Source organism: Sphingomonas kyeonggiensis, from assembly GCF_030812785.1.
In the GTDB taxonomy this organism is placed as follows: domain Bacteria; phylum Pseudomonadota; class Alphaproteobacteria; order Sphingomonadales; family Sphingomonadaceae; genus Sphingomonas; species Sphingomonas kyeonggiensis_B.
Genome location: NZ_JAUSTJ010000002.1, coordinates 1,017,355 through 1,041,416 on the forward strand (window position 1 = coordinate 1,017,355; position 24,062 = coordinate 1,041,416).

Here is a 24,062-nt window from a genome sequence, read left to right on the forward strand (position 1 = left end):
GTGCGTTCTCGAAAGCGGGTGAAGTGCCGGCCACGCCCCAAGGAGTAGAGAGGGGCCGCCGGAAGTCGGGGTTGTTCGTATGCTCGGGACACTCGCCGACTTGTCCCGTCCCGGCGTGAACCGGGCCACTGCTTCCCCTCACCGATGCGCGCCGCCAGCGATCACATGGCGCACCGGATATGAGGGAAAGCCATTACTGGCGGTGGGGTGGCTTACTGGAGCTTGACGCCCTTCAGGCGGGCCGCGCACTTCGGGTGCTCCAGCACGATCGTATTGTAGTGCTCGACGCGGGTACGGAACGCCGGCTTGCTCTGAAGCTCGCCGAGGTCGCGGACGCTAATCGGAGCCGTCTGCGCGCCGAACATGCCATCGGGGCCGAAGCGGATGGCATAGATGCTGGCGGTGTTGTTCGCCGTGCCCTGCGCTTCGTCGAAGCCGAGGATGGCGTTGCCCTGAGCGTCGTCCTCGACGATGCCGAACGGCACCCCGTAATAGAGGTCGATTTCGCGGCCCAGGTCGTCCTTGGCGATGGTCAGCGCCTGAACGCTCCGCGCGAGCTGTCGGATAACCTGCCGAGTCTTCTTGTTCATCAGCAGGATCGACGGCGAACCAGAAACCGCGTCAACGAGATCGTCCAGCATGTTGAGGGTCAGCACGCCGCCATTGGTGCCGGCGCCGAGCACCTGTGCTCCGGTCAGGCGGGCGTTCAGGCCATCGAATTCCTTGGGGTTGGCGGCGCTGTCGCCGTCGAACACCGTCTTAAGGTGGGAAAGCGACAGGGCCTTCACCTTCATTGCGTCCTGCACAGCGCGAGTGTCATTTGCGCCAGTGCTCCAGGCGATCAGCGCGGCATCGACATCGAGGTCGCCGCCGAGGATTTTGAGGGGGTCGGCGAGCTGATTGATGACGCCGGTGGATTCGTCATAGGACTCGTTGATGCCTCGGAAGGCGATACCCGGCAGAGCCTGTTCCCGGTTGTAGACATACGCGGCGCCCGCGATGTTTTGGAAAGGCATGTACTGCATGATCGGATTGGTGGTGGCGAAAATCTCCACAACACCGCTCTGAAGCGGGTCCGGGTTCAGCTTTGCCCATTCGGTCTGCGTAAGCACTTGTTGAGTATTCCTCTTGTTCGGGTGTGCGCGTTAGTTGGTGTAGCCGGCTGCCAGGCGCGCAAAGACCGGCAGGTTGGACGTGTCAGGCGCCTTCGGCGTGATCGCGGGCGGCGGCGTGTCGGTCGCTGGGACGGTCGGCGCGGCGGGGGTTTCCGTCTTAGCCGGGGTCAGCGCTGCGATGTCGGCGCGAAGCGCCGCCAGCACATCCCTGAAGGCCGCCAGCTCCAAAGCGGCGTCGGGGGTGGCTGGCGGCGACGCCGGGGGCGTCTCGGGTTCTGCGCTGGGCGCTGGTGTCGGAGTTTCGGTGCTCATGGTGTTTCCTTTCAAAGTGGGACGGCCAGCTCGGCGGACTCGTCGCGGCGGCGTTGCAGCTCGCGGAAAGCGGACTCGCGATCGGGGAAGCCGTCCGGGTTCGTGCTCATCAGCACATCGACCGGCGACCACACGCCCAGCTCGCTTTTCGTGCGGGCGTTATCGAGCGCTTCGGCTTCGCTGAGCTGGTCTTGCTGCTCGGCGAAATCGACGCCTACCGTAGCGTCGTCGGGGATTGTGCCGGGCCGGTGCGTGTTGACCACGGCGCGCAGCGTGTCGAACAAGCGCGCTTCCATGGTGCGGGCCTGGGCAATCTGATCCTGCCGTACCTCCTTGAGATCGAGGCGACCGGCGTGCTTCGCCGAGCCGGACTCCGCGACCTTGCTGAGATCGAACAGGTCAGCGCCGACGCCGTGCGTGGCTGCCGTTTCCCGCAGGACAAATTCGATCGCCGATAGGATCGACGCGATAGGTGCGTTCGGGGCGGCGAAACCAAACTGCCCGCCCTGGGGAAGTGCGACGGCACGATCGGGACCGAATTGCAGAACCTCGTTCGCCGAGATGCCCGATGCCCAGGCTTGGCCATGGCTGTGCAGCTCGACCGCGCGCCACAGCGACGCGAGCGCGACGTTGACCGCATCCTGGGCAGCATAAAGATCGTCGCCACCCGGGAGCCAGAACGAGTCATCGGGCAACCGGTCGAACCACGGCACGAACGGCAGCACGCCGTAGGGGTTGGCGTTGCCGGGATTGCCCAGCACCGGCGTGGCCGCGCCGCTGTGGTTCAGCATGCGGAAGCCGGTCGGCGTCCAGTCGGCAAACGTGGTGTCTTCGGCGCGCTCGCCGGGATAGGTGACGATGACGCGCTCGGGCCGCTCTGGGTCGGAATACACCACGTCGAGCACGTTCGGCGTGAGCACGCGCAGCGTCGGCGCGCCGGTCGTCTCGTTCCAGCCCACTTGCAGCGCGACAGTCTTGCAGACTTCCAAGTATCGCGACGCCTTCTTGAGCACCGCGTCTGCATTCATGGCCTTGTAGAGCGAGTCGCCGGCAGCCTGATCCATGCCGACGAAGGTGCGGCGTGGCGGCATGCGGTAGGTGCTGGCGCGTTTGTCGGCGATGGCGCGAACGATGTTGACGCAGAATATGCGGAACTGCTCAGGCTTGGCGAAGCGCTGGGCGATCAGCCGATAGGTCGCGTCATTCTGGCGGTCCCAATAATAGGCCAAGCGCCGTGCAGTGTCGCTTTTGCGAACACGCGAAGCGGCGGTGATGCGGACCACATCGGTTGTTTGCGGGCGGCGGAAGGCGAGCAAAATTCTCTCCGTTACCGGGGCAGCGTGTGCGCGCCGGTGTTGCGCAGCTTGCTTGCGATGAAGGGGGCGAGGTCGAGCGGGACCAGCGGCGAGCGGGCCAGATAAGCGCCGTGAAGGTGGCGAGCTTCGGCCATCGAACGGCAAGCGTCCGCGCAGGGCGGGACGTGATCGCCGCCATTGAGCGCGCAATGCACGATGCTCGCGCCGATACCGGTGCAGTTCACTCCGGCAATCTCGTATGGATTCAGGGTGATGCTGCGCAGCGAGTAGACTGCCCAGGCCAGCGCATGCACGAAGTCGTCATGCCCGCCGCGCGGATGGCTGAACTTGGGCACGGCGGCTTCGCCATCGGTTGCCTTGCCGTCTTCGTTAACCTCGAAGGCGCGCAGCTCGGCAATCAGCTCCTTGAACTTGGGGCTGATATGCAGCCGACTTTCGGCTGCCGCCTGATAGAGCGCGAGGAACGCGGCATACTTCGTGCGCCGGGACGGGTGGACGACTTCGGTGCCAGCGCCGAAAGGGCGTGTGCCTGCCCAATCGGCAACATCCTGCGCGCCGTAAGACTCTAGCACTAGGCGCTTCATGCCATGCGCGGCATGGTAGCCGTCGAATCGCGACTTGATGCCGGCCATGCGGCTAAACGGCACGGATTCGGCGTCCAGCACGTAGATGTGCTCTTCGTCGTCGATCGCGATTTTCGCGACGCACGAGGTTGCGGTCTTATCTCCCCGGACGGTGCCGCCGAACGCGCGGTCCAGGCCAGCGCCGACGATCGAAGCGGAACCCGCCGCCAGTGCATCTAGGTCGAGCGGGTAGCTCTCAATGCAAGGATCGAGCACGGCGGCGGGAAACAGGAGGTTCGCCGCGTCACCCCAACGGTTGAGGTGCAGGAGGGCAAACTTGTGCGGGAGCATCTGGCGGGCCAGCGACCGCAGCTTTGCCGGTGCAATCCACGCCGGTGACTTGGCGCAGGCCTCGTCTAAGTCGGCGTAGGCAATGTGGCTGAACGCGATCGATGTGTCGGGGTCGGTCGAGTGCGTCGCGGCAGCATACAGCTCCCACAGCTTCGACGACTTCGGCGCTACCGTAGAGTCGATCAGCAGCAGCGAACCGGCGGTGTCCAGCAGCGAGCCGGCCAGCGCCTCGAACACATCATCGCCGCCATTCTTCGCGGCATGGATTTCGGAAATCTGAGCGGCGCTGAGCTTCTTGCCCCAGAGCGCCGAGGGGTTCGAGCTGAACGCCTGAATGACGCTGCCGGTGCTTGGCAATTCGATACGATCAGCGCCAACCTTGACGGTGCCCGCCGCAACCAATTGCTTGAGCAACGGCGTGTGCTCGAACGCCTGCTTGATCGTGCGGAAGGCAGTATCGACGACCTGTCGTTCCGAGTTGGCGACAACGGCAATGTTCTCGGCGGTCCGCGTGACGAACCGCCAGATGAGGATCATTGCGCTGGTGAGCGTTTTGCCGTGGCGACGGGGCCAGCAGAACACCGCGACCGATACGTCGGTGCCGTCCAGGGCCTTCGCAATCTCGGCGCGCTCGACGGGGCCAGGATTGAAGGGGACAAATCCGCCGGTGCCGCTCGGCACGCGCGGCTGCACGTCCGCCAGGAAGCGGAAAAAGCCGTCGCTGCCGTCTCGCCATGAGGCGATCGACGCGGCAAGGGTAGGCTTGGACGTGGCGGGAGAAACGGACAAGGAGGCACACCGGAGCTGCGTTGGGGAAGCGCTGCGTCACCGTCACGGTGGAAAGCGGTTCGCCGTTAGCGTCCGGCTGGACGGCCCATGTCACGGGCGTGCCCCACGGGGCAGGTCGAAGTTGCCTAGCGGCGCTGCGCGCCTAGTGGCTCAAGGTAAAAGCTGATTGATAGCTTGCCGATGGCGGTCACGCCGATGGCTAGGAGGTCGGTTTTCTAAGAGCGCGCCGTCAAGGTCATGGCCGCAGACCTTCCCAGTTAGCCTCAGGAGGAGGATCGAACGCCGAAGCTGTCGATGGCAAGAATTGTATCACGAAATCGAAGGAGCGGAAAGCGGAAAGCGCTGTGCACTCCGCATCCAGCAAGATTTTCGCTCCGCGCTGTTGTGCTTGTTCTGACACCAATGACAAAAAATCGGGACGCAGTCCGTTCTCCGAAGGAGAACAACGTTCATGGGAATCTTCGAATCTGAATCTAAGTATATTATTTGTTTTATAGACGCAGGCGAGAGCGCGAGGGCGCGCGCGTAATCAGACTTCCAGTGGAACGTCAATCCCCCTCGCGGCGGGTATAAAACGCACCCTCAGCCGGTTTCCGACACGCTACGCCGCCAGCTTCCGAGCGTCCTCTGCGGCGATCAGATGATCGAACGTCACGCCGTCGAATCTCACCGCGTCCATATAGCCCTTGAGCATCTTCACCGTGCCCTGGGGAATGCTGCCATACCCTCCAGTCGTGGTCTTTTCGCTGTGCCCCAGGCACACGGCAATCTGCGGGTCTAGTAGCTCGGCTTCGACGCGCAGACGGTCGGTGAGCGTATGCCGGAAGCTATGGGCACCGAAGCCGTCGCCGCCTTGGGCGTCGCCATCCTTCACGCCGATCGCGGCGAGATATTCGCGCCACCAGCGCGACGCCATGCCGCTGATCTGCCCGCGCGCATTCGGCTCCAGCTCCGGGAACATCGGTGCGTCGAGATCGCCGCCCACGGCCTCAAGCCGGCGCTGGTGGAACGCGAGGAAACCGACGCGCTCAAGCATCGGGTGCACCGCCGCGAACCGGCTCTTGCCGCTCTTGGTCGTGAGGCCGTCCTTTTCCTCATGGCGGATATGGATGAACCACACCCCGAACTGCGTGTTCACGTCGCCGACGCGGAGCTGAGCAATCTCGCCGAGGCGCGCGCCGCTGAACATGGCCGCGAGCGGCAGCCAGTAGCGCCAGTCGTCGGCGCGCATGGCACCTGGCACATGTTCCCGACCGGTCGCGAGAAACCCGTTGAACAGCGGCGAGCCGAGCATTTTGTTGAGCGCGGCGGTGTTGAACGACGGACGCCGGTTTTTGCCCTTCACCTTGGCATGAAACAGCCCATCGCAGGGATTACGCATGCCCGCCCATTTCGGCTGTCCCGCCAGCCACTTGTAAAGCGGCGAAATCGTCGAAAGGTGCTTGTTGATCGTGGTGTAGGCGGTTTGCGGCATGCACTGGGCGCGCGCCGTCGCGGCAGCCGTGCGCATATCCAGGTCGCGCAGCTCGCGCTTGCTCATCCACTTCGGCGGCAGGTGGCGCATGGTGTCCCGATAGTCCGCCACGTCTGCCGGCGTGATCGAGCGCACGTCGCGGTCCGCACCGACAAACGCCGCAAACTGCGCAAGCACCTTGCGGTCTTGATTGATCGTGTCGGCACGCTTTTCGCCCTTGGCGAGCATTTCAGTGCCCCAGGCATCGAACAGCTCGGCGATCGTTTCGCCATCCTTGGCCTTCGCCGCCTCGCGCTCACGAACGCGCTGGACCAGCTTGCTATCGGTCTCGGCCTCAACGTCGCCAAGGTTGCGCTGGTGCTGCTCGCGAAGGCCGGCAAGCCGCGCCGTGTTCAGGAGGTCGCATAGCTTGGCATAACCCTCACTCTCCGGCGCGATGTCGAAGCCCAGGGCGTCGATCGCAGCGTCGGCGAGATCGCGCACCGGGGCGTGATCGCCAGTGTTGGCGGCAAGGGTCTGGGCCTCCAGCTCGCCGCGCGTCCAGGCGACGTGCCCGCGATACATGTTCGGGCCGCGCAACGTCCGCCTACCGGCCTCCGCGTCGGCCCTGGGCAGCTCATAGCCGAGCACAACGGCTGCATGCTCCAACTCGGCGTCGGTCGGTGCGCGTCGCAGCGGCACCGGAAGCTGCGACGCCGGGGCAGCCATTAGCCCCCATGCCTCGAACAGCTGGGCGCGCTTCTTGCCGGCGAGCACGACAGCTTCGCGCGGGTCGCTGGTGCCGAGCGGGCATGTGTAGAGCTTCTTGCCTACACGATCCTGGGCCTCCTTGGGGACGGCCATGCGGAACCAGATGTTGCGGGATTCAGGACGGAACCAGAGATAGCGGTCGGAGGGCTTCTTCATGTCGGCATGGTAGCCGATCAGCTCAAAAATATACAGGAAAATATACAGGTGGACGCCCGATAAACCGCAGAAAACCGCGACTCCTGGGCAATCCTATGTCAAGGGGCTTGGCAGTTTCCCATCCTGTCTCCCCGACCACTCAATCCATATCGGTTTCACTTGCGATCCGGGGCGGTATATTTTCCGCCTTGCCGTCCAGTGCGCGCTTCAGGGCGTCGGCATCGAGCCGTCCTTCCCAGCGCGCCACCACGATAGTCGCCACGGCATTGCCGATGAAGTTGGTCAGGCTGCGGCATTCGCTCATGAAGCGGTCGACGCCCAGGATCAGCGCCATGCCGGCGACCGGAATGGTCGGCACGACCATCAGTGTCGCCGCCAGCGTGGCGAAGCCCGCGCCGGTCACCCCCGCAGCGCCCTTGGAGGTGAGCATCGCGGTGCCGAGCAGGATCAGTTGCTCGCCGAGCGAGAGGTGGACGCCGGTTGCTTGGGCTATGAACAACGCTGCCAACGTCATGTAGATGTTGGTGCCGTCGAGATTGAACGAATAGCCGGCGGGTACGACGACGCCGACGACTTCCTTGTCGCAGCCGGCCCGCTCGAGCTTCTCCATCAACGCGGGCAGGGCGGCCTCGGACGAGGAGGCGCCGAGGACGAGGAAGAGCTCGCCCTTCAGGTAGCGCAGCAGCTTGAGGATCGAGAAGCCGGCGAACCAGCCGACCAGACCGAGCACGACGAGCACGAACAGGGCCGAGGTGGCGTAGAAGGTCGCGACCAGCCCGCCCAGGTTCCACAGCGCGCCGACGCCATATTTGCCGATGGTGAAGGCCATGGCGCCGAACGCGCCGACCGGAGCGGCGCGCATCAGGATCGCCACCAGGCGGAACACGACGAGGCTCAGTTGCTCAAGCAGGTCGACCAGCGGGCGGACGCGCTCGCCGAGCCCGGCAAGGCCCACGCCGAACAGGATGGCGACGAACAACACCTGCAGGATCGAGCCGCTGGTCAGCGCCGAGGCCAGCGTCGTCGGGATGATCGCCATCACGAAGCCGGTGATGCTGGTCTCATGCGCCTGCTTCTCATAGCCGGCGACCTTGGCCTCGCTCAGCGTGTGCGGATCGATGTGCATGCTCGCGCCGGGCTGGACGACATGGGCGACGATCAGGCCGACGACCAGCGCCAGCGAGGAGAAGAACAGGAAATAGGCGAGGGCCTTGATCACGACCCGGCCCAGCGAGCCGAGCTCGCGGGCGCCGGCGATGCCGGTCACCAGGGTGAGGAAGATGACCGGGGCGATGATCATCTTGACCAGGTTGACGAAGGCGAGGCCGAGCCACTCCAGCGAGGCGCCGAAGGCCGGCCAGAGCGCGCCGACCAGCACGCCGGCAGCGATGCCGATCAGCACCTGGACGTAGAGCATCTGCCACCAGGGCTGGGGCCTGGGCGGTTCTCCGGCATGGCTGGTGGCGACTGCGCCCATTCACTTTTCCCCCAATATTTCCACCGGCCCCAATATTTCCACCGGCATAGCGGAGCGCGCGAAAGCCCCAAACGGAAAAGGACGCCCCCTTGCGGGAGCGTCCTTCCTATCTCTCGGTCCGGCCAAAGGCCGGGTGCCGAACAGAGATCAGTGGGCGTTCGCCTCGGCGGCGTCGGCCTTGTTCTCTTCCACGTTCGCGGCGTTCTCAAGGGTCGCCTCGGCAGCAGCGTTGGTGGTGTTGTCGGCAGCGGCTTCGTACGCAGCGGCATTCGCCTCGTGCGAGTCGGCAACGTTCTCGGCGGTGGTGTTGGTGGTGCCGCCGTTGCAAGCCGCGAGCGACATCAGGCCGGCGGTCGCAGCAACAATGAGGATCTTCTTCATGTGGTGCTCCTAAAGGAACTCAAACGTTTCGCAGCCGGCCCGATTAGCCGTCGCGAACCGCTGGCATAGCGGTCGTTGCGTTTGCGTCAATCGCAAATTCACCCACTGGCAAAATTTAGGACATTTTTTCGCCCAAATCTTGCCAGCTGGCGGCCATCAATGCGCGAGGCCGCCTCCGGTTCCCTTACTCGCCCTCACCCTTGGGGATCGGCCCGATGTCCTCCGGCGCGTTCGCGGTCACCGCGAGCATCGCGGTCCAGGCTGCCACATTCTGGCGTAGCTGCTCCGGATCGATCTTGTCGAGCGTGTCGTCGGGCGTGTGGTGATAATCGAAATAGCGCAGGCCCGACTGGCTCAGATCGATCACGCCGACGCCGGTGTTGATGACCGGCCCGACATCGGTGCCCCCATGTGCGGTGCCACGGCCGCGCGAGATGCCGAGCGGGGAAAGCACGGTGGCGAGACGGTCCGCGATCGGCTTGGCGCCCTCGGGCAGGTTCACTTCGAACTTCCAGACGCGATCGGCGCCGAAATCCGATTCCTGGGCGAGCACGTGGCGCTCGGTGGCATGCGCCTTGGCATAGGCCGTGCCGCCGAAGCCGCCGACTTCCTCCGCGCCGAACCAGACGACGCGGATCGTGCGCTTCGGCTGGCCGGCATCCATGATCCGCTTGGCTGCTGCAGTGGTGATCGCCACGCCCGAGGCGTCGTCGATCGCGCCGGTGCCGAGATCCCAGCTGTCGAGATGGCCGCCGACCAGGATGATCCCCGCCGAGGGATCGCTGCCCGGCACATCGGCAATGACGTTGCCCGATTCGGCCTCACCCTTGACGCCTGCGGTGATCTGCACGCGCAGCTTGACCGGACCGCGCTTGAGCAGTCGCTCGAGTTGGTCGGCATCGGGGAGCGACAGCGCGGCGGCGCCGATCGGCTTGACGCCCTGGGTCCAACTAGTGACGCCGGTATGGGGATTGCGGTGATGATCGGTGCCGATCGAGCGGATCAGGATCGCCGCTGCGCCCTTGGTCGCCGCGACATTCGGGCCGGCACGCCGCGCGGCGCCGTAATAGCCATATTGCGAGCCGTCCTGGGTGGGCGTCATCGTGTTGCCGACATAGACGATCTTGCCCTTCACGGCGTCAGCCGGCGCTGCCTGGAGATCGGCGAAGGTCGGGAAGAACGCCACTTCGGCCTCGATCGGCTTGGGGCCGGTCGAGCCCGAATTGCCGAGCGCCGCGATGACGAGCTTCTGCGATGCGGAGCCGAGCACCTCGGCGGTCTCGATGCCGCGTTCCCAGAGCGGCATCTTGAAGGTCTCGATATGGACGTTCTTGAAGCCGAGCGCGGTGAGCTTCTTCACCGCCCAGGCGCGGGCACGCGCTTCCGCCTCGGTCGCCGCCAGGCGCTGGCCGACCTCGGTGGTGAGGCCTTCGGTGATTTCCCAGGCAAGGTCGTCCTTCAGAGCCGCGTCGCGCAGTGCTGCTGCGTCATGCGTCTGGGCCAGAGCGGGGAGGGGCAGGGCGAGGGCGGCGACGGCCGCGAGCAGGATGCGCTTGGTCATGGCCGGCGACGCTAGTCGCAGGTGAAACATTCGGCAATGCACCGAGGGTTTCCACAGCGTTTCCGAGGCGGTTTCGAGCCGATATTCAACCGAGTGGTTGAGCAATTCGTTGAATCCCTTGAATCACCTTGTACATGTGTGGCTGGGCATTCAACCGATCGTTGAACGACGCCCGCCACTGCCCGCCGGGCCCGGGAAGAGGGCAGCAGAGGAAATCCTACATTGCAAGCGGGGCGTTCCGGCGCGGCTGCGTTGCCATTTTGCCAACCCCCCGCTACATCGCCGCCAAACTTCCTGCATATCCAGACCTGCGAACGGAGACCGCCACGTGGCCGCCCAATACGCCTTCGTCATGAAGGACATGACCAAGACCTTCCCCGGCGCTCCCAAGCCGGTGCTGAACAACATCAACCTGCAATTCTATCAGGGTGCCAAGATCGGCATCGTCGGCCCGAACGGCGCCGGCAAGTCGACCCTGATGAAGATCATGGCGGGCATCGACAAGGACTTCTCGGGCGAGGCCTGGCCGGGTGAGCACATCACCGTCGGCTATCTGCCGCAGGAGCCGCAGCTCGATCCGACCAAGAACGTGCTCGAGAACGTCAAGGATGGCGCACGCGAGACGGCCGACCTGGTCGATCGCTTCAATGCGATCTCTGCCGAGATGGGCGATCCGAAGGACGACACCGATTTCGACGCGCTGATGGAGGAGATGGGCGAGCTCCAGGCCAAGATCGACGCGGTGGATGGCTGGACGCTCGACAACCAGCTCGAGATCGCGATGGAAGCGCTGCGCTGCCCGCCGTCGGACTGGGAAGTCGCCAACCTCTCGGGCGGCGAGAAGCGCCGCATCGCGCTGACCCGGCTGCTGATCCAGAAGCCGGACATCCTGCTGCTCGACGAACCGACCAACCACCTCGACGCCGAGAGCGTCGAGTGGCTGGAAAACCACCTCAAGGAATATGCTGGCGCGGTGCTGATGATCACCCACGACCGCTACTTCCTCGACAATGTCGTCGGCTGGATCCTCGAGATCGACCGCGGCAAGTACTTCCCGTACGAGGGCAACTACTCGACCTATCTGGAGAAGAAGGCCAAGCGCCTCGAGCAGGAGGACCGCGAGGAGTCCGGCCGCCAGAAGGCGATCAAGGACGAGCTCGAGTGGATCCGCCAGGGCCCGAAGGGCCGCCAGACCAAGTCGAAGGCGCGTATCGCCAAGTTCGACCAGCTCGTCGCCAGCCAGGAGAACCGCAAGCCGAGCGGCGCCCAGATCGTCATCCAGGTGCCCGAGCGCCTGGGCGGCAAGGTGATCGAGGTGGAGAACGTCTCCAAGGCTTACGGCGACAAGCTGCTGTTCGAGAACCTCTCGTTCACGCTGCCGGCCGGCGGCATCGTCGGCGTGATCGGCCCGAACGGCGCCGGCAAGTCGACCCTGTTCAAGCTGATCACCGGCCAGGAGACCCCGGACGAAGGCACGATCGAGATGGGCACCACCGTCCGCCTCGGCTATGTCGACCAGAGCCGCGATCACCTGGACGACAAGAAGAACGTCTGGGAGGAAATCTCGGACGGCCTCGACTACATGAAGATCAACGGGCACGACCAGTCGACCCGCGCCTATGTGGGTGCCTTCAACTTCAAGGGCGCCGACCAGCAGAAGAATGTCGGCAAGCTCTCCGGCGGTGAGCGCAACCGCGTGAACATCGCCAAGATGCTGAAGCGCGGCGGCAACGTGCTGCTGCTCGACGAGCCGACCAACGACCTCGACGTGGAAACGCTGGGTGCGCTGGAAGAGGCGATCGAGAATTTCGCGGGTTGCGCCGTGGTGATCAGCCACGATCGCTTCTTCCTCGACCGTCTCGCCACGCACATCCTCGCCTTCGAAGGCAACAGCCATGTGGAGTGGTTCGAAGGCAATTTCGAAGCCTATGAGGAAGACAAGCGCCGTCGCCTGGGCGATGCCGCCGATCGTCCGACCGCGCTGGCCTACAAGAAGCTGACCCGCTGAGGAAAAGCCTGCTCCGGCAAGCTGCTGGAGCGGCTTTCTGACCAAGATCGACAAGCGCCCGGGTGGAAACGCCCGGGCGTTTTTCGTTGCGGTTCCGCGCTTCGTTCCGATTCGGCTCTATAAATTCCGTAATTTACGATGCGCCGGAGTTGAATCATGACGTTGAAGCAGAAGCTGCTCTCCGCACTGGTGATGTTGGGGCTCGTCCTCGGCGCCGTCATCGCGGGCTTTTCCTGGTCGGCCACCACCAGCCGCAACGCGCTGGATACGGTGCTGGCGGACCGCGTGATCCCGCTCAAGGACCTGAAGCTGGTCGCGGACAGCTACGCCGTGGGCATCGTCGATTCCGCGCACAAGGCCAGGAACGGCAATATCAGCTTCGACCAGGCAGTGCAGAACATCGAGAAGAGCAAGGCCGATATCGACGCGGCGTGGAAGCGCTATGCCGCGACCGACGCCACCGAGGACGAGGAAGCGCTCGCCAAGCAGGCCGAGGCCGCGATGGCCAAGGCCAATCAGGGCGTCGCCCGCCTGCAGACGATGCTGCGCAGCGGCGACCGCGCCGGGCTGGACCGGTTCGTGATGGGCGAGATCTATGCGGACGTGGATCCGGTCTCCGATACGGTGGGCAAGCTCGTTGCACTGCAGATCAGCGTCGCCAGCGACGTGACCACCAGCGCGCTGTCCAGCGCCAACACCGCGATGACCGTGGTGATCGTGCTCGGCCTGATCGCGCTCGGCGTGCTGGGCGGCGCCTTCTTCATCGTCAGCCGCAAGGTCGTGGCGCCGATCAAGGGCCTGGCCGAAGTGATCCACGGCATGGCGCGTGCCAGCGGCACGACCAAGGTGCCGCACACCGACCAGCGCGACGAGATCGGCGACATCGCCCGCTCGGTCGACGCCTATCTGGAATCGGTGATCGCCAAGGAGCGCGACGCTTCCGCCGCTGCCGCCGAGACCCAGCGGATCGTCACCACGGCGCTGAGCCAGGGCCTGTCGGCGCTGGCCGAGGGCGACCTGACCGAGGAGATCTCGGTCGCGTTCCCGGAGAGCTATGCGACGCTCAAGACCAACTTCAACAGCGCGCTGATCGCGCTGCGCACGCTGATCTCGACGGTCAACGAAGGCGCCGCCGCGATCCAGACCGGCTCGCGCGAGATCGCCCAGGCTTCGGAAGACCTGGCGCGCCGTACCGAGGGCAATGCCGCGAGCCTTGAGGAGACCTCGGCCGCGCTTGCCCAGATGGACCAGCGCCTGCGCGGCACCGCCGAGGCGGCGAACCAGACGGTGCGCAGCGCCGACGAGGCGATCCGCGTGGTCGGCGACGGCCGTTCGCTCGCCCATCAGGCGGTCACCGCGATGGGCCGGGTCAGCGAGAGCGCTCGCGGCATCGACGACGTGATCGAGGGCCTCGACAAGATCGCCTTCCAGACCCGCGTGCTTGCGATGAACGCCGCGGTGGAAGCCGGGCGCGCCGGTGAGGCCGGGCGTGGCTTCGCGGTGGTCGCGGATCTGGTCTCGGCGCTCGCGATGCGCGCCGAGGAAGAGGCCAAGCGCGCCCGCGAGCAGCTGACCGTGACGCAGGACGAGGTCGGCTCGGCCGTGGAGGCGGTGCAGCGCATGGATACGGCGCTGGAGGCGATCTCGGGCGGGGTGGGCGCGGTCCACAAGCTGCTCGACGCCATGGCGGCGGACAACCAGGCCCAGTCGACCGCGATCACCCAGATCGTCACCGCGGTGAACGAGATGGACCAGTCGACCCAGCAGAATGCCGCGATGGTGGAAGAGACTTCGGCTGCCTCGCGCAACCTGGCCGAGGAGGTCGGCAACCTCGCCGACCAGGCGGGCAAGTTCCGCACCGAGGGTGGACGTGGTGCCGCGCCGCGGAGCCAGGTCGTCCAGCTCCACAGCGTCGCTGCCTGAGTTTTGCCCGGGGGATCGCTTGCCGCTCAGAAGCGGCGGGCGATCCCCATATAGAGCTCCACGTCCGGGCTGGCATGATTGAGCCCGGCGACGGCACCCATGTCGAGCTGCAGATTCGACTTGGGCTGCCAGGCGACCGAGAGGCTGGCGAGCGCCTGGGTGGCGTGGCCGGCGGGATCGCGGTCGCGCACCGCCTGCAGCTCGAATGCGCTGCTCACCGTCTGGGTGAGGGCCGCGGTGAGGCCGATGGCGCTGCCATAGGCGAGGTGGCGGCCGTGCCGGTCCTGGTCCACCGCCGCATCGATCTCGGGGGTCAGCGACAGGCCGAGCTTGTCGGTGAGGCTGTAGCTGAGCGGCACGATCAGGCCGGCACCCCAGTCCCCCGCGCCGATCGTCGCGCCGCCCACCGGCAGCGTGGCATAGGGCATCACCGCGGCGGCGAAGCCCGAGCCGTCCGGATGCGACAGGTTGCGGCGGACGGCGAGGGTGATGTCGCCGGTGCCGCTGTCGTGCGTCACTGCGCCGGTGGTGCGGTCATGCGTGCGGACGGTGCCGAGGGCGGTCCAGCCGAGCTGGACTTCGGCATGGTCCGCCACGCCGTAGCGCAGCAGCATGTCGCCGAATGTGAAGCTGTCGCTGCGCTGGCCGGCATCGCGGTCGAGCGACCAGTCAATCGCGCCCATCTCCGCGACCAGGTGCCCGGGATCGACGGTGCAGGCTGGCGTATCGAGGCCGGGACGGTCGGGGCAGAGCGGGCGCAGGTCCTGCGCGTTGGCGGTGCCGATGGCGGCGAATGCGGTGGCTAGGGCAAGGGTGAGCTTCATGGCGGCGGCATAGACGGTTCGCGGGCGGCAGGGTAGCGTCCGTCCGAGGGGGAGCTGCATGCGCGAATGGATCAGGGAAAATGCCGGGCGGATAGGGGTGCTGGCGATCCTTGCCGCGCTGTTCCTGTCACCCGTTGTGGCCTTGCGCTGGATGACTTCGGTGCCGGGCAAGTCCTGGGAGGGGCCACTGCCGCCGCTCAACGCTGTGGAGCGCGACCTTGCCGGGCGGCTGCGCGGGCATGTCACGGCGATCGCCAGCAAGCCGCATAATGTCGGCCATGCGACGGGCTATGCCGCGGCGGTCGGCTATATCGAGCAGCGGCTGGCGGCTTCGGGCTATGCGGTCACCCGCCAGGCCTTTGACGAGGGGCTGGCGGTCAATCTCGAAGCGGTGATCGAGCCGCGCTCGGCCGATGCGCCGACGCTGGTGGTGGGCGCGCATTACGACAGCGCGCGCGGTGCGCCGGGGGCGAACGACAATGGCAGCGGCACCGCGGCGCTGCTCGAGCTCGCCCGGCTGCTCGCCGACCTGCGCGGCAAGGCGGATGTCCGCATCCGGCTGGCCTTCTTCGCCAATGAGGAGCCGCCCTTCTTCAAGACCGACCGGATGGGCAGCCTGGTCTATGCCCGGGCGCTGGCAGCTAAGGGGCAGAAGCCCGATGCGATGTTCTCGCTGGAGACGCTGGGCTTCTACGACGATGCGCCGGGGAGCCAGCATTATCCGTTCCCGCTCGGCGCGCTCTATCCGGACACGGGGAATTTCGTCGCGTTCGTCGGCACCGTTTCGTCACGGCCGCTGGTGCGCAAGGCCGTCGGCGGGTTTCGCGAGGTGGCGCAGTTCCCGAGCGTGGGCGGCACCGCACCGGGCTTCGTCGAGGGGATCGACTGGTCGGATCACTGGTCGTTCGGCGAGATCGGCGTGCCGGCGCTGATGATCACCGACACCGCGCCGTTCCGCTATCCGCACTATCACAAGCTGACGGATACCCCGGACAAGCTCGACTATGACCGGCTTGCCCGGGTTACCCTGGGTATCGAGCGGCTGATCCGCCGCTGGCGTTAGGCCTTCTTGGCCGTCGCCGCGTCTGCGCTCCACGTGCCGCCGCCGGCGGCCGCGAGGTAGAGGAAGATGAAGCAGTAGAGCATGATCGCCTCGCCGCCGTTCACCGCCGGGAAGAAGCCGCCCTTGGCGTGGACGAGGAAATAGCCGACCGCGCACATGCCCGAGGCGATGAAGGCGACCGGGCGCGTGAACAGGCCGATGACGAGCAGCGCCCCGCCGACCAGCTCGATCGTGCCCGCGGCATAGAGCAGCGGATTGAGCGGCATCGGGAAGGGCGGCACGTTGAAGAACTTGGAAAGGCCGTGCTGCAGGAAGCCAAGGCCTGCGAAGATGCGCAGGACGCTCAGCAGCTTGCCGGACCAGCTTGCGGGAATGGGCATGCAATAGTCTCCCTCGACCGGCGCGCGTCCTTGCGGGCCGTTTCGAGAGAGAAATGTTTCACTTCATGTCCGATCGGTCAACTGGACGCCCGGGAAACCGAATGTTTCCGATCGGGCGCCATGCGTTCCGCCTCAGGCGGTGAAGCGCTTGGTAAATCCCTTGGCGTGCTTGTCCTCGGCGGTCTGGAAGGCCTCGACATGGTCGACCACTGCCATGGGCGGGCCCTCGCGGAGCGCTTCGGTGAGCGAGGACAGCGCCTCCTCATCGCCCTCTGCGAGCAGCTCCACGCGCCCGTCGTTCAGATTGCGGACCCAGCCCTTCACGCCAAGCTGCTTGGCGGTACGCACCGCCCAGTCCCGATAGCCGACGCGCTGCACGCGGCCCGACACATAGATACGCTGTGCCGTCATATGTCCCCACGCTCATTTTTATACCCGGCCGCAACCCTTCGGCCTGGACACAGTTCTATCATTTTGAAGATGCGAGGGAATCCATTCGCGCGGCGACTCGTCGCGCCTCAGGGGTAAGTGATCGCAATCACTTCATACTCGCGCTCGCCCGCGGGCAGGCTGACGCGGCGCAGGTCGCCGATACCGGCGCCGCGCAAGGCACGGGCGAGGGGGGCGTTCCAGCCGACCAGGCCCTTGGCGGCATCGGCCTCGTCGTCGCCGACCAGGGTCAGGGTGCGGTGGTTATCGTCCTCGTCGGCGATGGTGACAGTGGCGCCGAAATAGGCGCGGCTCTTGTCCTCCTGCTGCGCCGGATCGACGACCTTGGCCGCCTTCATCCGTTTCGACAGCCAGCCGAGCCGGCGGTCGATCTCGCGCAGGCGCTTGCGGCCGTAGATGTAATCGCCATTCTCCGAGCGGTCGCCATTGCCGGCGGCCCAGCTGATCGTCTCGACCAGCGCGGGGCGTTCCCTGGCGAAGAGGGCTTCGTATTCGGTCCGGAGCGCGGCGTAGCCGGCGGGAGTGATGTAGTTGGGGCGGTCCATTTCCGTCGCTTTTCGACCTGTGTTCCCCTTCCGCTTGCGGGAGGGGTTAGGGGAGGGGCTGTCTCGAAGCACGACCGTATGGCCAGCGGATACGCCCTCCCCCGACCCCTCCCGCAAGCGGAAGGGGAGCGCAAGTGGCTATGCGGTCCCTAGCCCGGCTTGTTCTTGCCCAGATACCAGCTGGTGTTCGCAGGCCCCCTGGAGCGCGCGCGTTCCGGGTTGAGCAGATCGTAGACCACCGCGTTCTCGATCACGCGCTGGACATAGTTCTTCGTCTCGAAGATCGGGATCTGCTCGATCCACTGGACGATGTCGCCGCCCGGCAGGCGCGGATCGCCATTGGCGCGGATCCATTTGTTCACGTTGCCGGGACCGGCATTGTAGGCCGCGATCGCCAGCGGATAGCTGCCGTAGAGATTGTACATCCGCTGGAAATAGGTCGAGCCGAGCTGAATGTTGTAATCGGTGTCGGAGTTCAGCGTGCCGGGGCTGTAGCTCATCCCGAGCTTGGTCGAGACCTCGCGGGCCGTGCCCGGCATCAGCTGCATCAGGCCGCGTGCGCCGGCATGGCTGACCGCGTCGCGATCGAACTGGCTCTCCTGCCGCGCGATGGCGTGGACGATCGTCCAGTAATCCTGCTGCGAGGCGGGCACCGCCACGGTGGGATAGCCCGCGGCGGTATAGTCGGAGAGGCCGTTCTGCAGCGCGCTCTTGCCGACCAGCACGCCCAGGTCCGGGCGGCCGATCGCGCGGCTCAGCTCGGCGGCGAGGATGTGGTCGCTGTCCGACGTCGCGTCATTGGCAATCTGGCGGATGAACAGGCTCTGGTCCTGCCGGTTGCCCATCGTGCCGAGCAGCTGCGCGGCGCGCACCGTCTCCTTCTTGAAGAAGGCGTCGCGCACCGCGGGATCGCTGACCCGGGCGTTGAAATCGGGTGGGCGCTTGAGCGGATTGCCGAGTCGCTCGGTGGCGAGCTGGCCGTAATAGACGTCGGGGAAGCCCGCGGCCTTGGTGTAGAAGCCGGTCGCTTTCGCCTGGTCGCCCGAGACCTCCGCCGCGCGGCCCGCCCAGTAGAAGCCCTTGGACTGGGTGGTCGGCGTCTTCGAGCCATGGCCGTAGCGATCGAACATGCCGATCGCGTCGCGGCTGCGGCCGAGATTGTTGAGCGCCACCGTGCCGGCGAGCCAGGTGAGGCTGGTATAATCGTCGCGCTCGCCGAGCGGCAGCTGGCTGATGTCGGTGCCGGTGGGGAAGGCATCGTCGACCTGGCTGGCGATCTGATAGGCGAGGCTGAACTGGCCGTCCGACTGGGCGCCGCGTGCCGCGGTCAGCAGCACTTCATACCATTCCTCGGCATCGCCGGGATAAGAGGCGAGTTGGCGCGGCTGGGCGAGATAGGACCGCATCGCCGGGCTCTGGCCGGTGTCGCGCAGCCACATCGCGCGATCGGCGATGTAGCCGGGATTGGCGCGGCCGGTCGCAATTGCAGCGGCGCCCTTCGCATCGGCATCGGGCGCCTTGGTGCGGAAGGCGATCCGCGCGTCGAACACCGGGCGCATCGCCGGCGAGACATAGGAAAGCTGGCGCTGCGCGGCACTGAGCGAGCCGGCCCAGAGCAGCATGTCCATACGTGCGTCATGATCGGCCGGGGTGAGCACGCTGGCGAAGCCGGCGAGCAAAGCCGTCTCGTCGCGCGGGCGCAGCACGCCGTGGCGCCAGGCGCGGCGGGCCTGTTCCTCGGCTTCGGCACGGCGGCCCGAGGCGGCGAGCCCCTCGGCATAGCGCAGGCGGCCGGCGGCGGTCAGCGGCGCGAAGCGCTCGAAATAGCGGACGACCAGGCCGGGCGCCCAGGTGCCGCTCTCGAGCACGGTCTCGGCAGCCGCGCGGCGGCTCTTCTCGCCAGGCCAGCCGGGATGGAGCAGCAGGAAATTGGCATAGTCGGAGAAGGGGTAGTTATCCGACTGCTGGAGGCGCTTCCATTCGACCAGAGCGTCACCGAGCTGATCGGCCTGGATATAGGGCGGCGGCACGCGGGGAACGCCCGCTTCCAGCGCCACCTTGTACCACTGGATCTGCTCCTGCGTGAGCTGCGACGAGACGGCGAGCCCTGAGACGCCCGCGAACAACAACGCACTTTTCAACAGCGGAGCAAGCATACTGGACATGATAGATGACCCGCGCCTATCTGCCAGCCCCGATTTGGGGAATTGAGGAAGATTTTCGGACCATGTTCTGGGGCTCCATTCCCGCGCTGGTGACGCCGTTCCGTAACGGCATCTTCGCGGAGGAAGACTATCGCACGCTTGTTGAATGGCAGATTGCCGAAGGCTCTGCCGGGCTGGTGCCGTGCGGCACCACCGGCGAGGCGGCGACCATGCCCAAAGACGAGCATTTCGAAGTGGTGCGCGTCTGCGCCGACCAGGCGAAGGGCCGTGTGCCCGTGCTCGCCGGCGCCGGCTCGAACGACACGCTGGTCGCGATCGAGAATGTGAAAGCTTCTGCCGACGCCGGTGCCGATGCGGTGCTGATGGTCCCGCCCTATTACAACCGACCGAGCCAGGAAGGCATCTTCCAGCATTTCGCGGCGATCGCCGAGCGGGCCGAGCTGCCGGTGGTGCTCTACAACGTCCCCGGCCGCACGGTGACCGACATCCTGCCGGCGACCATGGCGCGGATCGTCAAGGCGTTCCCGGGCAAGTTCATCGGCGTGAAGGATGCGACGGGTGCGCTCGCCCGCGTTTCCGAGCAGCGCGCCGGCTGCGGGCACGACTTCATCCAGCTCTCGGGCAATGACGAGACGGCGCTGGCCTTCAATGCGATGGGCGGTACGGGCTGTATCTCGGTGACCGCCAATGTCGCGCCGAAGCTCTGCGCCGAGTTCCAGGCGGCCTGGGCGGCGGGCGAGCATGCGAAGGCGCTCGAGCTGCACGACCGTCTCTATCCGCTGCACCTCGCGATGTTCACCGATGCCTCGCCGGGCCCGGTGAAATATGCGCTGGGGCGGGTTCGGGAAGGCTTCCCGCAGGAGCTGCGCCTGCCGATGACGCCGGCCGGAGAGGCGAGCCGCAAGGCGGTCGACGCCGCGCTGGAATTCGCGGGGCTGGTCTAGCGACGCCTTCTCCTCCCTGGTGGGGGAGAGTCGATGGTGGCAACTAAAATCCAGTGCTCCTGCGAAAGCGGGAGCCCAAGGTTGGTTGGCACTTCGCCATCCTAGGCTCCTGCTTCCGCAGGAGCACATGATATTGTTGGTAGATCAGGCCCGCTGCTCGCCGCCGGCATAATAGGTCGGCACATGGCCGCGGATCCAGGCGTTCTCGCGGAACCATTTGGTGACGATGTACTTGGTGCCCTCGAGCACGCGCATGCCCTCGTGCAGCGTGTCGTAATTGGGCGTGCCGTCTTCCATCATGTTGTTCCAGATCAGCAACAGGCCCTTTTTCGGCTTGAAGCGAACCCCGGCACGCGGGAACCAGGTGGCGCCGCCTTCCTCGACATCGTTGAGATAGGCCATCGCGGTCCAGGTGCGCTGGCCGCCATATTCGAGCATCTTCTCCCAATATTCCGCACCTTCGTGGAAATAGTCGCAATGCGCGCGGAACTGCTGGCCGGGTGCATATCGCTGACCCTGCAGCGTCTCCGCATTCTCGGGCGGCAGGCCGAGGAGATGGGCGATGCGGTCGTCGATCTGCCAGACGAGATCGGACCAGCGGTCGAGGTCGGTCGAGCTGCTGGTGCGGAACTCGGGATCCTCGTGCGCCGCGAGCAGCGTGGAGGGGCGGGCCGATTTGTCGATCAGGGCGACCAGCGCGTCGCACTCCGCCTCGCTCAGGAAATCGGGAAAGGTGTAGAGCTGTGCGGTCTCCACCTTTGCCCGCTTGATGCCGGGATGGGACTCCAGCTTCGCCGTGACTTCGCGGGCGATCCGCGCGCGGTTGGGCGAGGGAGATCCCGATACTCTGCCGATATTCTTGCTCACAAGGGCCAATTTGCGCCTGAGGGCCTCGCGGTCAATAGGGGTGGTGCCCCTTGCCAAAGGCAAGAGGCCCGGTCCTGACGGGCCGGGCCTCCCACTTCTGGCAAGATGCGGGCTGGCTTACCAGAAGATGTCGTAGATCGTGTCGACGATCTCGCCGGTCTCGACATCGACGAGCAGCGCGTCGTTGTAGTAGCGCACCCAGCGATACGGGCCGTAGACCTCGGGCAGGCGGTAATAATAGGGATCGTTGATCCAGTATTGCGACGAGAACAGGATCGAGCTGAGCGTGAAGCCGATCCCGAAGCGGCGATAGCCATAGCCCCAGCCCGACGGCGCATAGTAACGCGGCAGGCGGTAGAGGCCGCGGTTGGAGCTGCGATAGCCGCGCCAGTCGTAGCGGCGGTCGTTGCGCCAGCTGTTGTTCCAGCGACCGCGGTCGTTGCCGCCCCAGCCGCGGTTGTTGTCCCAGCGGTTGCGGTCGTTTCCGCCCCAGCCGCCGCGGTTCCAGCCGCCATTGTTGCGGTTGCGGTCGTTGTTCCAGTTGCGGTCGCGGTTGCGATCGTTCCAGTCGCGGTTGCCGCGATCCCACTGGCCGCTGCGATTGCCGTCGCGGTTCCAGTCGCGGCGGTCCTGGCCGTTCCGGTTCCAGTCGCGCCGACCGTCGCCGCCGCGGTTGCCGTCCCAGCGCTGCTGCGGCTGGGCCTGGGGCGGGGAGGCCTGGGTCTGGGGCGGGCGGGCCTGGCCGCCATTCCATTGCGGACGCGCGCCGCGGTCGCCGCCGTTCCAGCCGCCACGGTTCCAGCCGCCGCCATTGGCGCCGCCACCATTGGCGCCGCCGCCGTTCCAGTCGCGGCGCGGCTGCTGCTGCGGCTGTGCCTGTTGCTGGGGCTGGCCCGAGGACTGGCGCCAGCCACCGCCGCGATTGCCGCGGTCACCACGGTCCTGCGCCGGCTGCGAGGCGCCCGAATTGCCGGAACGGTCGCCGCCGCCCCAGCGATGCCCGCGATCCTGCGCCAGTGCCGGCGGGACCAGGGCTGTTGCGGCGATGATCGCCGCTAGCAAGGTCTTCTTCATAAGAGTGTCTCCGCTGGACCGGCACACGCGCCGGGCTTCGAGGGTAGCACCTCTCTAGAACCCGGCGGCTGACATGACTCTGAATTCATCTGTCAGCCAATTGAAAGCATCTGAAACATCTAGGGTTCCGACTGGGCGGGCGTCGGCGCGTCCTGCCCGGGCTCGGGGGCCGGCGCGTCGCCCCGGGCGATGCGGGCGGCGTTCTGGATCGCCTCGATCAGCCGCGGATAGATGCCGCAGCGGCAGAGATTGGGGATCGCATCCTTGATGTTCGCCTCGCTGGGATTGCGGTTGCCCCGCAGCAGCACCGAGGCGGCCATCACCACGCCGGGGATGCAATAGCCGCATTGCGGCACGTTGGCGGCGATGAAGGCCTGCTGCACCGGGTGGCTGCGATCCTTGGACAACCCCTCGATCGTGGTGACGAACGTGCCCTCGAGCGCGCCGATCGTCTCCTGGCAGGCGAGGCGGGCGGTGCCGTCGACGTCCACGGTGCAGGCGCCGCAATCGCCGGTGCCGCAGCCATATTTGGTGCCGGTGAGGTTCGAGGCGTCGCGCAGCGCCCAGAGCAGCGGCGTGCGCGGATCCATCTTGTACGCGACCGGCTGGTTGTTGACGGTGAAACGAGTCATGCGAGGGGTGTAGCGGGAAACGCGGTGTTTCCGAAACCGGCATTGTGCCGGGCCGCCCCGGGCGCGACATCAATCGCATGACACTTCCCACGCTCTTCATCCCGCATGGCGGCGGCCCCTGCTTCTTTATGGACCCCGATGGCGGCCCGGCCGATCCGATGTGGCAGCCGATGCAGGCCTATCTGGCCGGGCTGATCGACTCGCTGCCCGAGCGGCCAAAGGCGATCCTGCTGGTCTCGGGCCATTGGGAGGAGGAGCAGGTCACGGTACATGCCGGCAACGGCCAGCCGCTGCTGTTCGACTATTACGGCTTTCCCGAGCACACCTATCGCCTGCGCTGGGACGCACCGGGCTCGCCTGGCTTGGCGGCGCGCGTGAAGGCGCTGCTCGAGGGCGCGGGCTTTCCCGTCGGCGAGGAGCGCGAGCGGGGGTGGGACCACGGTGTGTTCATCCCGATGATGGTCGCGGTGCCGGGCGCCGACATCCCGCTGGTCCAGCTCTCGCTGCGCAAGGACCTGGATCCGGCCGACCATATCGCGCTGGGCAAGGCGCTCGCGCCGCTGCGCGAGGAAGGCGTGCTGATCGTCGGCTCGGGCATGAGCTTCCACAACCTGCGCGCCCGCGGGCCGCAGGTGACGCCGGTCGCCGACGAATGGGATGCGGCCCTGACCGATGCCGTGACCGATGCCGATCCGGCGCGCCGGGCAGCGCGCGTCGCCGCCTGGGACCAGCTTCCGCATGCCCATTTCGCCCATCCGCGCGAGGAGCACCTGCTGCCGCTGATGGTCGCACTCGGTGCGGGCGGCGAGGGAGCGGCGGTGCGCGATTACCGCGACCATGTGCTGGGGTGGACGGTCTCGGGGTATCGGTTCGGGTGAATTACCCTAATTGGGTGCGAAAGTTCACTAAAGTCACGACATCCACAGCTACCGCGCAGCGGCT

General features: G+C 66.2%; 21 protein-coding genes. 5 read left to right on the forward strand and 16 right to left on the reverse strand.

The window, feature by feature from the left end:
- Nucleotides 1–212: 212 nt before the first annotated feature.
- From J2W22_RS14345 to J2W22_RS14380, 8 genes are all read right to left on the reverse strand, one after another.
- Nucleotides 213–1,112 carry a major capsid protein gene (locus J2W22_RS14345; RefSeq protein ID WP_307118918.1) on the reverse strand — a complete coding sequence of 300 codons (900 nt, stop codon included), beginning with the start codon at nt 1,110–1,112 and terminating at the stop codon, nt 213–215.
- Nucleotides 1,113–1,145: 33 nt separating this feature from the next.
- Nucleotides 1,146–1,427, reverse strand: coding sequence for a hypothetical protein (locus tag J2W22_RS14350; protein ID WP_307118919.1), 282 nt, complete (start codon nt 1,425–1,427; stop codon nt 1,146–1,148).
- A gap of 11 nt (nt 1,428–1,438) precedes the next feature.
- Nucleotides 1,439–2,743, reverse strand: a complete 1,305-nt coding sequence (locus tag J2W22_RS14355) for a hypothetical protein (protein ID WP_307118920.1) — start codon at nt 2,741–2,743, stop codon at nt 1,439–1,441.
- A gap of 11 nt (nt 2,744–2,754) precedes the next feature.
- Entirely contained in the window at nt 2,755–4,446 is a 1,692-nt protein-coding gene (locus J2W22_RS14360; protein ID WP_307118921.1) for a terminase large subunit domain-containing protein, read from the reverse strand.
- Between the two features lie 601 nt (nt 4,447–5,047).
- Complete coding sequence (locus J2W22_RS14365; protein ID WP_307118922.1) at nt 5,048–6,826, reverse strand: DUF6538 domain-containing protein; 1,779 nt, start codon at nt 6,824–6,826, stop codon at nt 5,048–5,050.
- Between the two features lie 139 nt (nt 6,827–6,965).
- A complete protein-coding gene (gene dctA, locus J2W22_RS14370) occupies nt 6,966–8,303 on the reverse strand; it encodes a C4-dicarboxylate transporter DctA (RefSeq protein ID WP_307118923.1) in 1,338 nt (445 codons plus the stop codon).
- Between the two features lie 147 nt (nt 8,304–8,450).
- Complete coding sequence (locus tag J2W22_RS14375; RefSeq protein ID WP_307118924.1) at nt 8,451–8,684, reverse strand: hypothetical protein; 234 nt, start codon at nt 8,682–8,684, stop codon at nt 8,451–8,453.
- A 184-nt stretch (nt 8,685–8,868) separates the two neighbouring features.
- Nucleotides 8,869–10,245 (reverse strand): M20/M25/M40 family metallo-hydrolase, encoded by a 1,377-nt coding sequence (locus J2W22_RS14380; protein WP_307118925.1) that lies wholly within the window; start codon nt 10,243–10,245, stop codon nt 8,869–8,871.
- A gap of 328 nt (nt 10,246–10,573) precedes the next feature.
- Here J2W22_RS14380 and ettA point away from each other — a divergent pair, with 328 nt between their 5' ends.
- A complete protein-coding gene (gene ettA / locus J2W22_RS14385; RefSeq protein WP_307118926.1) occupies nt 10,574–12,253 on the forward strand; it encodes an energy-dependent translational throttle protein EttA in 1,680 nt (559 codons plus the stop codon).
- Nucleotides 12,254–12,409: 156 nt separating this feature from the next.
- Nucleotides 12,410–14,176 carry a methyl-accepting chemotaxis protein gene (locus J2W22_RS14390; protein ID WP_307118927.1) on the forward strand — a complete coding sequence of 589 codons (1,767 nt, stop codon included), beginning with the start codon at nt 12,410–12,412 and terminating at the stop codon, nt 14,174–14,176.
- Nucleotides 14,177–14,202: 26 nt separating this feature from the next.
- On the opposite strand, the gene J2W22_RS14395 is transcribed toward J2W22_RS14390, so the two are convergent.
- A complete protein-coding gene (locus J2W22_RS14395; RefSeq protein WP_307118928.1) occupies nt 14,203–15,000 on the reverse strand; it encodes a transporter in 798 nt (265 codons plus the stop codon).
- Nucleotides 15,001–15,058: 58 nt separating this feature from the next.
- Here J2W22_RS14395 and J2W22_RS14400 point away from each other — a divergent pair, with 58 nt between their 5' ends.
- Nucleotides 15,059–16,063, forward strand: a complete 1,005-nt coding sequence (locus J2W22_RS14400) for a M28 family peptidase (protein ID WP_307118929.1) — start codon at nt 15,059–15,061, stop codon at nt 16,061–16,063.
- Here J2W22_RS14400 and J2W22_RS14405 read toward each other — a convergent pair.
- From J2W22_RS14405 to J2W22_RS14420, 4 genes are all read right to left on the reverse strand, one after another.
- Nucleotides 16,060–16,443 carry a DoxX family protein gene (locus tag J2W22_RS14405; protein WP_307118930.1) on the reverse strand — a complete coding sequence of 128 codons (384 nt, stop codon included), beginning with the start codon at nt 16,441–16,443 and terminating at the stop codon, nt 16,060–16,062. The two genes, J2W22_RS14400 and J2W22_RS14405, sit on opposite strands and share 4 nt — an antisense overlap.
- Before the next feature lie 132 nt (nt 16,444–16,575).
- Nucleotides 16,576–16,854 carry an acylphosphatase gene (locus J2W22_RS14410; RefSeq protein ID WP_307118931.1) on the reverse strand — a complete coding sequence of 93 codons (279 nt, stop codon included), beginning with the start codon at nt 16,852–16,854 and terminating at the stop codon, nt 16,576–16,578.
- Between the two features lie 107 nt (nt 16,855–16,961).
- A complete protein-coding gene (gene greB / locus J2W22_RS14415) occupies nt 16,962–17,438 on the reverse strand; it encodes a transcription elongation factor GreB (RefSeq protein ID WP_307118932.1) in 477 nt (158 codons plus the stop codon).
- Nucleotides 17,439–17,587: 149 nt separating this feature from the next.
- The gene (locus tag J2W22_RS14420; protein ID WP_307119590.1) at nt 17,588–19,594 is read right to left on the reverse strand and encodes a lytic transglycosylase domain-containing protein; all 2,007 of its coding nucleotides are present in this window, start codon (nt 19,592–19,594) and stop codon (nt 17,588–17,590) included.
- 71 nt (nt 19,595–19,665) lie between these two features.
- On the opposite strand from J2W22_RS14420, the gene dapA reads away from it, so the two are divergent.
- Nucleotides 19,666–20,547 (forward strand): 4-hydroxy-tetrahydrodipicolinate synthase, encoded by an 882-nt coding sequence (gene dapA / locus J2W22_RS14425; protein WP_307118933.1) that lies wholly within the window; start codon nt 19,666–19,668, stop codon nt 20,545–20,547.
- Between the two features lie 144 nt (nt 20,548–20,691).
- Here dapA and J2W22_RS14430 read toward each other — a convergent pair whose 3' ends face one another.
- The 3 genes from J2W22_RS14430 to J2W22_RS23500 form a co-directional block, all read right to left on the reverse strand.
- Nucleotides 20,692–21,414 carry a 2OG-Fe(II) oxygenase gene (locus tag J2W22_RS14430; RefSeq protein WP_307118934.1) on the reverse strand — a complete coding sequence of 241 codons (723 nt, stop codon included), beginning with the start codon at nt 21,412–21,414 and terminating at the stop codon, nt 20,692–20,694.
- Between the two features lie 117 nt (nt 21,415–21,531).
- The gene (locus tag J2W22_RS14435) at nt 21,532–22,488 is read right to left on the reverse strand and encodes an RcnB family protein (RefSeq protein WP_307118935.1); all 957 of its coding nucleotides are present in this window, start codon (nt 22,486–22,488) and stop codon (nt 21,532–21,534) included.
- 119 nt (nt 22,489–22,607) lie between these two features.
- Entirely contained in the window at nt 22,608–23,120 is a 513-nt protein-coding gene (locus J2W22_RS23500; protein WP_373422977.1) for a (2Fe-2S)-binding protein, read from the reverse strand.
- A gap of 77 nt (nt 23,121–23,197) precedes the next feature.
- Here J2W22_RS23500 and J2W22_RS14450 point away from each other — a divergent pair, with 77 nt between their 5' ends.
- Nucleotides 23,198–23,998 (forward strand): DODA-type extradiol aromatic ring-opening family dioxygenase, encoded by an 801-nt coding sequence (locus tag J2W22_RS14450; RefSeq protein ID WP_307118936.1) that lies wholly within the window; start codon nt 23,198–23,200, stop codon nt 23,996–23,998.
- Nucleotides 23,999–24,062: the final 64 nt, after the last annotated feature.

Coding starts and splice junctions, on each gene's coding strand:
- J2W22_RS14350 (WP_307118919.1), bottom strand. CDS start 1,427: ATGAGCACCGAAACTCCGACACCAGCGCCCAGCGCAGAACCCGAGACG.
- J2W22_RS14365 (WP_307118922.1), bottom strand. CDS start 6,826: ATGAAGAAGCCCTCCGACCGCTATCTCTGGTTCCGTCCTGAATCCCGC.
- dctA (WP_307118923.1), bottom strand. CDS start 8,303: ATGGGCGCAGTCGCCACCAGCCATGCCGGAGAACCGCCCAGGCCCCAG.
- J2W22_RS14375 (WP_307118924.1), bottom strand. CDS start 8,684: ATGAAGAAGATCCTCATTGTTGCTGCGACCGCCGGCCTGATGTCGCTC.
- J2W22_RS14380 (WP_307118925.1), bottom strand. CDS start 10,245: ATGACCAAGCGCATCCTGCTCGCGGCCGTCGCCGCCCTCGCCCTGCCC.
- J2W22_RS14390 (WP_307118927.1), top strand. CDS start 12,410: ATGACGTTGAAGCAGAAGCTGCTCTCCGCACTGGTGATGTTGGGGCTC.
- J2W22_RS14395 (WP_307118928.1), bottom strand. CDS start 15,000: ATGAAGCTCACCCTTGCCCTAGCCACCGCATTCGCCGCCATCGGCACC.
- J2W22_RS14400 (WP_307118929.1), top strand. CDS start 15,059: ATGCGCGAATGGATCAGGGAAAATGCCGGGCGGATAGGGGTGCTGGCG.
- J2W22_RS14405 (WP_307118930.1), bottom strand. CDS start 16,443: ATGCCCATTCCCGCAAGCTGGTCCGGCAAGCTGCTGAGCGTCCTGCGC.
- J2W22_RS14410 (WP_307118931.1), bottom strand. CDS start 16,854: ATGACGGCACAGCGTATCTATGTGTCGGGCCGCGTGCAGCGCGTCGGC.
- greB (WP_307118932.1), bottom strand. CDS start 17,438: ATGGACCGCCCCAACTACATCACTCCCGCCGGCTACGCCGCGCTCCGG.
- J2W22_RS14420 (WP_307119590.1), bottom strand. CDS start 19,594: ATGCTTGCTCCGCTGTTGAAAAGTGCGTTGTTGTTCGCGGGCGTCTCA.
- dapA (WP_307118933.1), top strand. CDS start 19,666: ATGTTCTGGGGCTCCATTCCCGCGCTGGTGACGCCGTTCCGTAACGGC.
- J2W22_RS14435 (WP_307118935.1), bottom strand. CDS start 22,488: ATGAAGAAGACCTTGCTAGCGGCGATCATCGCCGCAACAGCCCTGGTC.
- J2W22_RS23500 (WP_373422977.1), bottom strand. CDS start 23,120: ATGACTCGTTTCACCGTCAACAACCAGCCGGTCGCGTACAAGATGGAT.
- J2W22_RS14450 (WP_307118936.1), top strand. CDS start 23,198: ATGACACTTCCCACGCTCTTCATCCCGCATGGCGGCGGCCCCTGCTTC.